Annotated in this window: 12 protein-coding genes; 5 read left to right on the top strand and 7 right to left on the bottom strand. The window is 40.9% G+C overall.

From position 1 onward, the window contains the following. From PE36_RS04210 to PE36_RS04200, 3 genes are all read left to right on the top strand, one after another. Complete coding sequence (locus PE36_RS04210; RefSeq protein ID WP_043993905.1) at positions 1 to 270, top strand: YfcL family protein; 270 nt, start codon at positions 1 to 3, stop codon at positions 268 to 270. 521 nt (positions 271 to 791) lie between these two features. Continuing rightward, the gene (locus tag PE36_RS04205; protein ID WP_043993903.1) at positions 792 to 1,781 is read left to right on the top strand and encodes a triacylglycerol lipase; all 990 of its coding nucleotides are present in this window, start codon (positions 792 to 794) and stop codon (positions 1,779 to 1,781) included. 135 nt (positions 1,782 to 1,916) lie between these two features. Next, positions 1,917 to 3,083: a lipase secretion chaperone gene (locus PE36_RS04200; protein WP_006030723.1), complete on the top strand. Its 1,167-nt coding sequence runs from the start codon at positions 1,917 to 1,919 to the stop codon at positions 3,081 to 3,083. On the opposite strand, the gene glgX is transcribed toward PE36_RS04200, so the two are convergent. Next, positions 3,021 to 5,021: a glycogen debranching protein GlgX gene (gene glgX / locus PE36_RS04195; protein ID WP_006030722.1), complete on the bottom strand. Its 2,001-nt coding sequence runs from the start codon at positions 5,019 to 5,021 to the stop codon at positions 3,021 to 3,023. The genes PE36_RS04200 and glgX overlap by 63 nt on opposite strands. A gap of 267 nt (positions 5,022 to 5,288) precedes the next feature. Here glgX and bluB point away from each other — a divergent pair, with 267 nt between their 5' ends. Further along, the gene (gene bluB / locus PE36_RS04190) at positions 5,289 to 5,936 is read left to right on the top strand and encodes a 5,6-dimethylbenzimidazole synthase (protein ID WP_006030721.1); all 648 of its coding nucleotides are present in this window, start codon (positions 5,289 to 5,291) and stop codon (positions 5,934 to 5,936) included. Positions 5,937 to 6,053: 117 nt separating this feature from the next. Here bluB and PE36_RS04185 read toward each other — a convergent pair whose 3' ends face one another. The 5 genes from PE36_RS04185 to PE36_RS04165 form a co-directional block, all read right to left on the bottom strand. After that, entirely contained in the window at positions 6,054 to 6,605 is a 552-nt protein-coding gene (locus PE36_RS04185; protein ID WP_006030720.1) for an EF-hand domain-containing protein, read from the bottom strand. 143 nt (positions 6,606 to 6,748) lie between these two features. Further along, entirely contained in the window at positions 6,749 to 7,429 is a 681-nt protein-coding gene (locus PE36_RS04180) for a response regulator (protein WP_006030719.1), read from the bottom strand. A gap of 3 nt (positions 7,430 to 7,432) precedes the next feature. Further along, entirely contained in the window at positions 7,433 to 8,854 is a 1,422-nt protein-coding gene (locus PE36_RS04175; RefSeq protein WP_006030718.1) for an ATP-binding protein, read from the bottom strand. 369 nt (positions 8,855 to 9,223) lie between these two features. Further along, entirely contained in the window at positions 9,224 to 9,739 is a 516-nt protein-coding gene (locus PE36_RS04170; protein ID WP_043993901.1) for a hypothetical protein, read from the bottom strand. A gap of 8 nt (positions 9,740 to 9,747) precedes the next feature. After that, positions 9,748 to 11,880, bottom strand: coding sequence for an LruC domain-containing protein (locus tag PE36_RS04165; protein ID WP_043993899.1), 2,133 nt, complete (start codon positions 11,878 to 11,880; stop codon positions 9,748 to 9,750). Between the two features lie 569 nt (positions 11,881 to 12,449). Here PE36_RS04165 and lamB point away from each other — a divergent pair. Next, positions 12,450 to 13,727, top strand: coding sequence for a maltoporin LamB (gene lamB, locus PE36_RS04160; RefSeq protein WP_043993897.1), 1,278 nt, complete (start codon positions 12,450 to 12,452; stop codon positions 13,725 to 13,727). A 146-nt stretch (positions 13,728 to 13,873) separates the two neighbouring features. Here lamB and PE36_RS04155 read toward each other — a convergent pair whose 3' ends face one another. Beyond that, positions 13,874 to 14,353 carry a GNAT family N-acetyltransferase gene (locus PE36_RS04155; protein ID WP_006030713.1) on the bottom strand — a complete coding sequence of 160 codons (480 nt, stop codon included), beginning with the start codon at positions 14,351 to 14,353 and terminating at the stop codon, positions 13,874 to 13,876. Between the last annotated feature and the right edge of the window lie 56 nt (positions 14,354 to 14,409).

Genomic DNA, 14,409 nt, shown 5'->3' with positions numbered 1-14,409 from the left:
TTGTCTAAAGCTACTTATCAAAGCAAGCTAATGGAAAGGCTTGATGGATTTGTAGAACAAGGAACGTCGGATCAATTATTTGCGGCTGAGTATTTACACAGCCATGTTACTTTCGCTACGGCGAAGTGCGAAAATATAGGTAAAATCTATCCCCACGACATTAAATTTCAGGTCGTGCACAGTTTACGAGATGCACTTGTTGCTAATGAGCTAACCCCTCGAAAACAGGAGTTGGTACTTAGCATGTGGGATGCTATCAACAAACATTGATATTCGATTAAATGATTATGACTAATCAGGCCACCTCTTAACGCGTGTTATCACAAATTAAAGCGGCTATCATTTTAAACCAGTAATCTAATTACTGGTTTTTTTATATCTGCTTCTAAATAAATCTCATGCTTTAGTATGATCCAGGTCTGATAAATATAAAGTATTTTATATAAGGTTTAATTTAATATCATTCAGCGCTCCACAATAATATTTTTAATAAACAATACCTTATAAATCAACGTGACTATAATAACGCAATATCCTTTATCGAAGTTGCCATTTATAATCTGGTTTTTATACACTAATGGTATCTATTTACCTTTCATTAACGCTTCTATCAGTAACATATCCAGTCTAATAATCTGTTGTTTACGCTTATTGATAATCAATAAATCTTTTCCGTATTATCTGGTTGTACCTGTTGTTTTTTTACGTTATAACTTTTCTTGCGCTTAAACCGGACAGGTTGTCACTAACGGGTGCGCATTTTGCGATAACTCAAAAATAAAGGATTAGGTATGTTAAAGAAAATTCGGACTTTACTCTCTGTCTTAGTTGGAACCTTGTGTTTCATCGTGACCCCTGTACATGCTGATACCTCGGGGAAAACCAAATATCCGGTGGTATTAGTCCATGGCTTAGCTGGTTTTGATAGTGTGTTAGCAGATTATTTTTACGGTGTAAAAGGGGCGTTAGCCGATGTTGGCGCGACTGACGTATATACACCGCAAGTGAGTGGCTATGATACCAGCGAAGTACGTGGCGAACAGTTACTCAGTTATTTAGAACAACTCAGTGCGATCACTGGCGCTGAAAAATTTAATTTAATTGGTCATTCGCAAGGTGGGATTGATTCACGCTATGTTGCCTCTGTTCGACCTGGCCTCGTGGCTTCGGTTACTTCTGTTGGTTCTCCACATCGAGGTTCTGGCACTGCGGATTTAATTAAAGATTCGCCATTAGAAGGTCCTGCGATGGCCATTGGTAATGCTGTAGCAAGCTTGTTATCTATTGCAACTGGTAATAATGAGCAGCAAGCCAATGCGATGGGATCACTCGAAGCCTTGAATTCTAAAGACGCGGCTATTTTCAATGCCAAATATCCTGAAGGGTTAAGACAAGGTGAGTGTAAAGCCACGCCAAGCTATAACGCGGGCTCGTGGTGGTGGCCAAACTGGGTTTATGATTACTCAGTAAATGACGGCGATCATAACGTGAACGGTGTGGCTTATTATTCATGGGGCGGCACATACAACCCATTGTTCAACTCTAATGTCCTCGATCTTGCCGATGGTTTACTGGCCGTTACTTATCTTACGATTGATGAAGCTAATGATGGTGTTGTGGGTCGTTGCTCGTCACACTTAGGTAAAGTGATCCGTGATGATTACACCATGAACCATGCGGATGAAATTAATGGCATGTTTGGCTTACGTGGTTTAGGTAGCACCAGTCCATTACCTTTATATGTGGCACATGCTAAGCGTTTAACGAGCGCTGGACTGTAACTGGTTATTTTAAATGTGTGGTTAAGCACTGTGGACAAAGGACAGTGCTTAACTATTTACCGTGCTTAATTATTTACAGTATTAGCTATTTACAGTGTTTAGTATAAGCAGAAGTGAGTTATAGGGAGCCTGGTTATGTCACCGAAACCAAAATCATTTATTATTGTTACTGCGTTATCAGCGGTTATTGCCGTTGCCGGTGGTGTGCAATTTTTGTCGCAGGATGATGCGCAATCCATTGCTGCTACACAAGCGCCGACAATAGAACCCTTAATAATCGAACCGAAAATAATCGTACCGCAACAGGTTAGCTACCCATTAGCACCTGAAGCGATAGCTGCCTTGGTTAATCAGGGCGATGACGTTGTTACTGCAAATACACAGCAGCAACAAGCAGTGCCGTTGTTATTACCAAGTTCATTATTAGGTTCAACATTACCACTAACACTGGATGTTAATGAGGATGGTGAGCTGGTGATTAATAAAAAAATTCAGCATTTATTCGACTTTTATCTCTCAGCAATGGGTGAAGAAGGTTTAGACATGATTGTCGCTCGCATTAAACATAGCCTAAAGTTACAACTCGTTGATCCTGCGCTGACTCAGGCTCTCTCGATATTAACGGGTTATTTGCAGTATCTTAATGAGGTCACTGCGATCAAGCAGCAATTTGAACAGGGTATCGATCCTGATAATGTCGGTGAATATGCGTTAGAAAATGTCATTGAAGTTCGCGAAATGGTGTTAGATGCGCGAGTAACTTATTTAGACCTTGATGTCATAGATGCTTTTTTTGGTCAATCAGATGAATACGAAACCTACATGTTGAGCGTGGCAAGTATTAATAAAAATAGTGAATTAAGTACAGTAGAGAAACAATCCGCGAAAGCAGAGTTAGATACCACAGCACCGGCTTGGTTATTGACGCAACAGCATAACGCTAATCAATTAAATCAATATCGTGAGCAGTATCAGACCTTGCAAGCACAAGGGGCAAGTCAGACTGAACTGCAAGATTTCACCCAACAATCATTTTCACCCGAAGTGGTCGATCGTTTATCTGAGCTGGATGCACAGCGTCAGCAGTGGCAAGTCAAACTCGATGAATACAGAGAACAACTCGCTGTTATTACTACTCACAGTGCTTATTATAATAGCGACAGTGAGCAACAACAGCTAGAGATAGCGCAATTGCGGGAGGTATATTTTACCCCCCAAGAAATTAAACGTGTTAGGGCATTAGATAGTATCGACAGTGCTAGTACCAGTACGATTCATAACACCGACACCACTGCGTTGTAGTATTACCATAGAGCGGCCAGCTAGTTGATAGTGATCGTTTACATTTAATGGTGCAAGCTGCATCGAACTGGTATCACAAACACGATGCCAAGTCGGCGGTACATCAGGCAGTTTAAAATCGATAGGGGTATCGACTTGGTTAAATATCAACAATAATTCATCGCCATCAGTACCAAGACCGAGATGCAGGCCTAAACTGATTTGATGTTCCCAGTCATGCTGCTGCATCATGTCACCATTACTGCAATACCAACTAATACGATGATCATTACGACCATCACCAGTAAAGGCATTAATGAATGGCAACATATATTGTTTACGTGCTGCGATCATCTTACTTAACCAGTCTTTAAATTCTTGTTTTACGTCGTCCATTTGCCAGTTTAGCCAGCTTATCTCGTTATCCTGACAGTAGGCATTATTGTTACCGCCTTGGGTATGAGACACAGTATCCGCAGCCAATATATGGGGAATACCAAAACTAAACAGTAATGTGGTGATCAGATTACGTTTTTGTTTTTCACGAAAGGCAATCACTGCAACATCATCAGTGTCACCTTCAACCCCGCAGTTGTACGAGCGGTTATCACCATGACCATCGCGGTTATTTTCGCCGTTGGCACTGTTGTGCTTGTCGTTGTAAGACACTAAATCTTGCAGGGTAAAGCCATCATGATAGGCGATATAATTGACCGGCAGTTTGTGTGGCCAGCGTCCGCCACTAAAGAAGTGACGAGATCCCATGATTCGGGTGGCAAAATCTTTTAAGTAACCGTGATCGCCACGCCAAAAGCTGCGTACCGTATCGCGGAATTTATCATTACATTCGTTCCAGCCATCGGGGAAATAGCCCAACTGGTAACCATCAGGGCCAATATCCCAAGGTTCAGCAATAAGTTTGGTCGGTTTTAAAATCGGATCTTGCGCAACCGCGTGGAAAAAGGGGGCTTGTTGGTTAAAGCGATCACCATTACGCCCCAGTGTCGCGGCCAAATCAAAACGGAAACCGTCAATATGATATTCTGTTACCCAATAACGTAGACTATCCATGACTAGATTAAGACTGGCTTGATGGGTCAAGTCTAGGCTATTGCCGCAACCTGTGTAGTTACGTAGACCGTTTTCATCACGCAAGTAATAACGATGGTCGAGCGCTTTTAAATTGAATATTGGCCCATCTTGGCCACCTTCTGCGGTATGGTTAAATACCACATCTAAGATCACTTCAATGCCGTTTTTATGTAATTCTCTGATCGCTGTTTTTAATTCTGTTACGGCATCTACTGTGGCATAACGTGGATCGGGTGCCATAAAGGCAAGCGTACTGTAGCCCCAATAATTCACCCCTTGTTGATTTAATAAGTGCGGTTCGTGCATACACACCGCAATCGGTAGCAGTTGTATACTGGTAATGCCTTGTTGTTTTAATAAGGTAATATTTGCTGGGTCTGATAATGCTTGATAGCTACCCGGCTGTGCAGAGGTGATTGCGGGATTTAATTGGCTGAAACCTTTGGTATGCGTTTCTAATAAGATCGTTTCTGCCAGTGGTACGTCAGGTTGTGGCACGCCTTGCCAATCAAATGCATTATCGGTGACGAGTGCTTTAGTAAGATGCCAGCTTTTATCGGCACTGTAAGGTGGTTCATAATAAGGGGCTTTGCTGACGGCTTTGGCATACGGGTCGAGTAACAACCAATCTTGACCATCGATATTGCTTGAGAAGCCATATTCTTGCCCGGCATTAATATCGCTAATGAAAATATGATGAATACCAGCATATTTGTTTTCGATGGTGAAGCTGCGTTGGTTTTTGCCATTAAACAATACTAGCTGCAAGCTGCTGCAGTCTGGTGCGTATATCGCAAAGTTACAGCCTTGTGGTTTTAAGCTGTTGGCAGATTGCAAGTTGGCACCAAGGGGATAAGGTTTAGACATAAATCACTCAGTTTGTTAGCGAGGTCACATTTATTGGTTAGCTTCATCTTATGTAATTCAGGTGGTAAAAGGAGCTTTTACACGAATAAACATGATCTAGTTAACATTTTATTTCATATGGGCGTTCAAAAATGATGTAAACATGGCTTGTTAGCAGGTTTGAGCAGTCTAAGCCATGCTGAAGCGGTGGCAACTGCGGCTTTACTTCCTCAGTGATTTAATTAGATAATTAATACATTATTATATTGCTAGCGTGATCGAGACGAAATGAAAATAACGGAAGATGAAAGAGATGCGGTTTATAAAACTATATTTTCTCGACGAGATGTACGTGGACAGTTTAAACCTGATCTCATCCCTGATGATGTACTGAAACGGATATTAACAGCTGCTCACCATGCGCCGAGTGTTGGTTTTATGCAGCCCTGGGATTTTATTCTGGTTAAGAATAAAGCCACGAAAGAAAAAATAAAAATTGGCTTTGAGTCTGCTCATGCTGAATCTGCCGCGATGTTTACGGATGAAAAAGCGGAGCAATACCGGAAGTTGAAATTAGAAGGTATTTTAGACGCGCCATTGGGGATCTGTGTTACTTGCGATCGTAGCCGTAATGGTCCCACCGTTATTGGCCGAACAATTAATAGTGAAATGGATTTGTATAGTACGGTATGTGCTGTGCAGAATTTGTGGTTAGCGGCTCGAGCGGAAAATCTGGGCGTTGGTTGGGTCAGTATTATTCATGATTCGGTGTTGAAAGATGCACTCGGTATTCCTGAAGAGATTAATATTATTGCTTATTTGTGTGTTGGTTATGTCACTCACTTTAATGATAAACCAGAACTCGAAAAGTTAGGTTGGTTACCACGTCGTGATATTGATGCTGCTATTCATGAAGAAAAATGGTCACCAAAATAAGTTACTGAGGATAAAGCCGCATAGTTTGGTTAATTGAGCACGTGATCTGATAAAGACTAGGGTGGCGGTGGCCACCCTTTATTTTATCTCGGAACAAGACGCTATTTCGATATTGTATTAGCCTTGCTTATGCTTTTTCATTAATTCATCTTTAGAAATGAAACCATCACCATTCGTATCTAGTTTATCAAAGTGTTGATTCATTTCTTGTTTAGATATTTGACCATCATTGTCGGTGTCCATTTTTTTGAACATTTTACCTTTATGATGTCGACCTTTGTTTGGCATATCCGCTTTGGTAATGAAACCGTCGTTGTCAGTATCGTATTTATCAAAGTTTTCGGCTAAACGACCGGTTGCTTCATCTTTTGAAATTTTACCATCATTGTCAGTGTCCATCTTTGCAAACATCTTGCCTTTATGATGTCGACCTTTGTTTGGCAACTCCGCTTTGGTAATGAAACCGTCGTTATCAGTATCGTATTTATCAAAATTTTCGGCTAAACGACCGGTTGCTTCATTTTTAGCAATTTTGCCATCTTGGTTGGTGTCCATTTGTTCAAAAGACACATGATTGCGTTGTTTGTGGTCACTATCTGCATAAGCAAATGTAGTGGTTGTCATCGCTGTTAATAAGGCTGCGGTAATAAATAATATCTTTTTCATCATGCTCTCACTTTGTTGCTTGTTGTTAGCTTAACAAGATTAACTCACCGTGAGTTAACCTGTTGATGGAGTAACTATAAGCAACAAATGCGCAGGAATTATGGAGAAAATGTGGAGATTAAGCATAATTTAAAAAAAAGACATAATTATAGGGTGAATCTGTAACCAACCCCGTAAATGGATTTTATGTATTCATTATCAGGCGCTACATCTTGTAATTTTTTACGTAAGTTTTTGATGTGACTATCAATGGTGCGGTCGGTAACTAAACGATGGTCAGCATAAATCTCTTGCATCAGTTGGTCTCGGTTAAATACTTGGCCGGGATGGTGATTAAAGAAGCTTAACAGACGAAATTCGGCGGGTGTTAAGGTGAGTTCGTTACTGTCAAATGTGGCTTTCATTTGTTTATCATTAATCGTCAGCCCATGTTGTGGTGATGATGCCGCCACCTCGACTGTTCGGCGTAATACATTTTTGATGCGAGCGACGACTTCTCGAGGGCTGTATGGCTTGCAGATATAATCATCAGCACCCAGCTCAAGCCCTAATAAGCGGTCAATTTCATCGACACGGGCGGTCGCCATAACAACGGGTACTTGGCTAAAGGTACGTAATTCACGATAGATATCGAGGCCATCACGATTAGGCAGCATTAAATCGAGAATAAGCAGGTCAGGATGTTTTTGCTTCACCCAGTCAATTACCTCAAGGCCATTATCAATGATGTGGGTTTGAAATCCGGCCTGAGCAAGGTATTCACATAAAACGATGGCCAGTGACGGCTCATCTTCAACCACGAGTATTGTTTTTGCTGGCTGTGTCATGGATTAATCGTCCTTAATTGGAAGTGATATAGCAATTTTTAAACCGCCAAGTTCGGAATGCTGTGCACTGATTTTGCCATTATGCATCTTGACGATGTTTTCACAAATAGATAAACCCAAACCGGAACCACCATTAGCACGACTGCGGGATTTGTCTACGCGGTATAAGCGATCAAACAGTTTAGGTAATGCATCTTCAGGCACCGCGGGTGCACTATCTTCAATGGTTAATAATATATGGTCATTAGTTTGTTGTAAGTTAATTTGTATTTGCCCATTTTTATCTGTGTAACGATAGCTGTTTTCGAATAGGTTGCCGATAAGTTGGGCCAATGATTTAGCATCCGCTTTTAATAGTGTCGGTTGACTGTGATCGTATAAACGTTGAATGGCAATATGTTTATCCGTCAAACGCACTTCGTTTTGATTGGCAATATTATTGATAATATTAGTGATATCGACAGTATGTGATGTGTCGATAAGGATACCACTGTCTGATTGAGATAATGAATATAAGTCATCAACTAAGCGGGTGAGAGTAATGACTTGATCGTGTAATGACCTAATATATTTTGGCTCTGGTTGGCGGATACCGTCTTCAATGGCTTCAATTTCACTGAGCAAGACCGCAATCGGGGTTCGCAGTTCATGAGAAATATCGGCGAGCCATTGCTCTCGTGATAATTTCTGAGTCTTTAAGGTGGAGGTTAATAAATTAAATGCGAGGGATAGTTCAGCGAGTTCATCTTTACCGCGCACATCAATGTGATAATTAAAATTACCATTAGACAGTGATTTTGCTGCAGAGTGTAAGCTTTTTAAAGGTTTTAAAAGGTGACGAACCAATAACGCAGCAACAATAAATGAAAACAGGGCTGCCCAAGCTGCAATCCAATAAAAATTGTCCAACTGTTGGCGCAGGAAGCGTTCGGCTAAATGACCTTTAATATTTTCTCTTTGAATAATGGATAACCAGCCAATTGTTTGTTCATTTTTGGTGATCGCAACCTTGGTGATTTGTATGTTGGCATGTAAACGACGTAAATTCTTACGCTTGCCAATAATGGAATTTTCATCTTTATCTAATAAATTAAGCCGTGCTTCGAGTCGGTTGTAATCAGGTCGGCTTTTTCTGGATGTCGGACCGGAGTGATCCTTGGGTCTTCGGGGATATTCACCAATATTTCGTAAGAGTCTGTCCCATAATTCTGGTTGCTGTTGTAGCTGGCGCCAACCCTGGTCTGATGAATAATAGTCACTGATATCTTCAGCCATCGACTCGACTTTTTCGACTTCACTTTGATTAAGATAGCTTTGAAAGCCATTTTGAAAGCTATTGTTGATCAGTAATGCCATGCCGACCATCATCAGCATGCTAATGAGCATTAACGAGATAAACAATTTATGGAAAATGGTTAAACGCATTTAAGTGACCTTTGAATGAGAGAATCAAGATGATTATACCCAAGCTACTTCAAAATGCACAATCAGCAAATCGAAAGGAGCGGAGATTCAAGGCATGAAGTCGATGATTTAGTTATTCTAAATCAAGAGTTCATAACGCCGGAAATTCATTCATTCGGTTTGCCCTACGGGAGGCTAGCTGGAATAACAGTGCAGCGTTACAATATTTGAAAATGGAATAACCATTATCTGCATCTTGTGCCTTGCTCTGACATCCCAGCTAGTCTCTGATATAGCATCTTGAAGTAACTTGGGTATATATGTGCTTGTGGCTTATTGTGGAATGAAAAAGTCCATACAAAGATAGACTTTTCACTCATTAAGGTTCTGCTAATTAAGGCGAAGGGTAATGGTATTGCTGGAGATGATGATTTCATGGTAACTGGTCGTTGCATGCTGTAATGACACAACTTCAGCTAATAGCCTTTGTTGTTGGTTTAAAATATAAATGGGGCCTGAATAACTACAAGTATCAGAATTTATTTGTATGACCTGGCTATCGGGATTTGGAGCAAACACCGGGCCTAAAAATTTATCGTATTGTTTGTAAATATTTATATTACAAGGTTGAGCACTATTTGAATCTATCTGTAATTGCATAGTGGTTGATGCTTGATAGTTCAAGGCACTTGATGCATTGATATTTTGTAAGCTGTTGTCGTTGCTTGCTGTTGGAATAAAGCTGTCTTCATCCTGGGTCAGTTCTTGCTTAGCACCGTCCACTGTAGTCGCTGCCGGATTGCCTGATGGCGTGCTAGAGTTTCCAGATGGTGAATCGCTGCCGCCACATGCCGAAATAGACATGCAAATAACCGTGCAGATGAATATTTTTTGTTTAAATGTCATAGCGATACCTACTGATACGTTTTATTTGTGATCGGGTGATTGAACCAATTGGTATTTAGCTGTCCATCACTGAGAATGAAGTTAATAAACTCTGGATAAGCAATGGAAATATCCGTACCTTCATAGGCAGGAGTCCACTGACTGCCGACTTCTATCGCCCAAGGTAAATTACGCTTATCTCTGTAAGTTCGTGATGGTGGTAGTGAGCGATCATCATGCTGGCCAAAATAGCTGGTACTACCAAGATCGGTAACGGGCATATCAGCTAAATGAACTTCAAAAGCGCGACCAGGCATGGTACTGCCGTAGAAATCATTACGACTGCGATTTTCACTACCAAAGATGAACGGGTCTAATGGCATAGCTGGCATAGCTGAGAAATTGATAGGTGTGATGAATGGGATGGTAATATCAAATGTGAACAGATCGTTATTTGCACAACCAAGCTCAGTGCGATAAAAACTTAACCCACAATTACTTTTTAGAAAAGTATGTTTGAGGTTTTCTGTAATGATCACAACAGCATTAGTTTGACCTTGTTCTAATGGTGCTTCATCTTGTAATACTAGGCCATTATGACGGAGTTTAATAAGACCTTCATTTATTTGTGAACGTGCTATCCCAGGTAATTTTATCGCAAAACCATTGGAATAATCAGCACCGTAGGCGGCGAGTTGCCCTGACACATCTATTCTAGCAACTTTACTGTTTTGCATGACGAGTGTGACGCGATAGTACATCAATACATCATTAAAATCATAATCCCCGATTTCTGGCCACATATCTTCGTACGCGATGGTAACAAAATCATATTTACTTGGATAATACAAATAGGTGGTATTGGCTGTTGTGATGTTGATTTGATAATCTTCGACTTCGCCATAAACATAACCGCCATTATTACTTATATCCGCGATACTGCCGAGGCGAAAGCGTGACCAGCTTGCGCCAGGAGTGGCACCATCCGGTACTCGAAACAGCACATCATGACTACCAGGTAATAGTTGTAAACCACTGATGGCTCGTTCGTTGGCATCATTGAAGTCACCATCACGATTCCAGTCAAACCAGGCATTGAGGTAACTCGTTGCTTCACCACCAACGACCACATTGACTTGAGCGTCTAAACCTGGGATCAGGCTGGTTTTAAATATGATTCCGTCTTCATCCTTAATACTGACACTTTCATCTGAACTCGGATAAATTCTCGCATCGGATTCGGCATCAATACTCGAGCCTAAAAAGTGGTTGTGATAGTTAATCAAATGGCGGGCACCATTATTTGCCAGTGTGGTGCCGTAAGAGTCTGGCGCATCCCCATAATCGGTATTAGAAGAGATCACCGGGGCACTGGCACAGCGAGCTCCGTCATTACTGTTGGTCGGAGCTGCTTGGGCAAAATACACGGTCGCACCCGAAATATTATTCGGATCAGTAATATCGGTACGATAAACATTACCGTCATTGTTGCGGACAAAATAAAGGTTACCTAAAATATCGAAATAAGCGGCACCAAACGCACTGCCGGAAGCGGTGAATCCGGTATTAGCGACGACAATTGCAGACCCATCTGTTGGGTTTATTTGATATAGATCGCCTGTCAAACTTTCAACCGCATATAAGTTGCCGTCGATAGGATGAAAGGCAAAGTCGGCAATGCCCATGCTTTGATTAGCCCCGGTTACTTGTATGATGGTGAGGTAGTCGGGATCGCTGGCATCCAACGACGTATAGAAAAGACCAACATTCCAGCGGTAAAAATAATAGTTATTATTGGAAATATCAGCGACATAAAAATTGTTAGTAGGCGGATTTTTAAACGGTAATACGGTGGCTTTAAAATCACGGTCAAATCTGACTAAAGAAAGTAGTTGCTTATTAAATCCGTAAATGTAGCGATCGGTTTCATTGAAGGCAATGGCATTAACTGAATCTGAGCCTAAGTTATCGTCAATTTGTATTGTGCTCACTGCACCTGTGGATAAATCTACTGACTTATAATGGGTAGCGTTATTGGTGTATTGAGATAGAAATGCCTCGGTAGGGCAGAGGTCAAAAGGCGCAGCATAGAGCAAGTGAGGAGTCGTTACATAGAGTAATAACGAGACGAATATATAACGTAGATAGGAAAATTTGATCATATGTTCATTCCTCAGTCCTTGGAAATGCATTTTGCTATGTACTTAAGTTGCAATGCATATTTTAAGCCAATTGCTATTTACCGTATAAACAATGATTTAATGTGATTTCTTTAGATGGATTTGCAAATTGCAAAGCATAATAAGAATCAATTTGCAGATGCGTGGATTTTCTTGGTGTAGTCGTCAGTTAGGGATAAGTTCATTCACCACGTCAGTATTTATACATTAATACTGGAGTTTGCTGGCTAGATCACACTTGTAAATTTGGGTCATTTTAGGTTGTTCTGATGACTAAAATACGCTTTTATGCCGCAAAACATGATCGAGCTAACACTACATTTCCCCCTTGCGTTTAACCATTGCCTAAATACGCCCTAGTTAAGTGATCTGACTCATAAAAAATCCCGCTTACGGTTTTCTCAGCCTTTTTCATCCTCCTTAAATTAACCGGGGGTGGAGGAGGTCGATTATTTTAAAACATCTTAGTATGAATTTGTCTTCGAGGCAGTGAGCAATGAGACCACCGCCTTAAAAAAATGAAACCAAACTCTTTCAAGGATTTAGAATATATGAAAAATTTAAATCGTGTTGCAATTGCTGTATCTGCTGCCTTACTTACTTCTGCTGTTGGCGCTGTTGATTTTAATGGCTATATGCGAGCTGGCACTGGACTTAGCGGTAACAATGGTGAAAATTACTCGTTTGAAAAAAATAAGATTGGTCGTTTAGGTAATGAAAATGACCTGTACGCAGAGTTTGGTTTCCGCCAAGAATTACCAAAAATAGAGGGTATGGAAGATCAAAAATGGGTTGTTGACGCGATGATAGCGCAAGGCAACTCAGGTAATAATGGTTGGGAAGATGGTGACTTTAACGTTGCGCAATTTAACGTGCAAGCAACAGGCCTGATTGCTAGTGATAAAGAAGCAACAATGTGGGCGGGTAAACGTTACTACCAACGTAAAGATATTCATATTACCGATTTCTACTTCTTAAATACATCTGGTGGTGCTGGTGGTGGTATTGAAAACTTAAGTGTTGGCCCTGGTAAATTATCACTGGCGTGGATGTTAGATGATGGTAATCAAAAGACTGATGAAGATGAATATGGTTACATCCATAATCCAGACGGTGTTACAGCACCTACATGGGGCGTGATTGGTAAAAAATCAGAGTCGGTAAATGGCCATATCTTTGATGCACGTTATGCGGGTATCAACCTATGGAACAATGCGACGTTAGAAGTTGCTGCGGTATATAACTTTGCTAATGAAAAAGAAAATCAAACCGTTAAAGCTGATGATGGTGTGATGTTAACAGCCATTTTACAGCAGGGCTTAAGCAACGGCTTTAACCAAACTGTATTGCAATATGGTACCAGTTCTTACGGTACGCAAATGGCTGCGCTAGGTGCGGGAGCATGGTTTGACCGTTCTGGTGAACAGAATGATGCTACGGGTTATCGTGTAATTAACTGGGGCGTGGTGAGCTTTGGCGATAACATCGAAGTTGGCCATCAATTAATGTATGCAAATTCTGCTGATGTAGGTTTAGCAGAAGAAGAGCATGAGCTATTCAGTGCTGTAGTTCGTCCTATGTACAAATGGAACCAGAACATGAAAACCATTTTGGAACTAGGTGTGTTTTCTGAATCTAAAGGTACAGAAGATAAAGGCGGCAGCAAAGTGACTATCGCTCAAGCATGGTCAATGGGCGACAGTTTCTGGGCTCGACCTGAACTACGAGTATTTGCGTCATATTTAACTGATGACGAAGGTACAACTATGGGCTCAAGTAAAGGCGATAGCGACTATACTATAGGTATGCAAGTTGAAGCTTGGTTCTAATACCTTGTATGCAGCGTGCATAAGTAGCAAGCAAGATAGTTAAAGGGGAGTCATTTTTGTTTGCAGCAAAAACCCCGAATCATAAAGATGCCTAACGGTGAAAGCTGTTAGGTGTTTTTTTGTTGTTCGAATGGGGTTACGCCCTATTAACGAACACCTTTATTCAATTCCCAGGATTCTAATTGTTCACCATCGAAGTCAACGATAAATTCTTTGAATGAAAATCCATTTTTTTGAACGACATTTAGTGAGGCTTTGTTATCTGAAGCAATCAGAGCAATAACCGTATCAACTAAAGCAGAGTCAAATGCAATTTGGCTGAGTTGTTTAACCGCGGAAGTTGCGATGCCCAAACCTTGGGCATCAGGTGCCACATTATAGCCAATTTCAATACAACTGTTTTTTGGGGCGTCCTTGAAACCACAGGCACCAATAATTTGAGAGTGTGTTCGGATGAAATAAGGCAACGCCCAGATCACGTCTACTCGATTATGGCGAAGATCCATTGAGCGAACCAAAACATGTATAGGTGGAATAGAACGCTCAATAAACGTAAGATCTTTAGGCTTATCACCAGACTGGATAAGCATTTTAATCTGGATGTCATTTAGTTGTATGAGTTTCATCACTTACTGTGCCTATTTTAGATAAAAATAATAGTCCTTCAATTTACATTGGTCAC

The sequence above is a fragment of the Moritella sp. PE36 genome (assembly GCF_000170855.1).
GTDB lineage: Bacteria > Pseudomonadota > Gammaproteobacteria > Enterobacterales > Moritellaceae > Moritella.
This window is presented reverse-complemented; position numbering and strand designations above follow the sequence as displayed.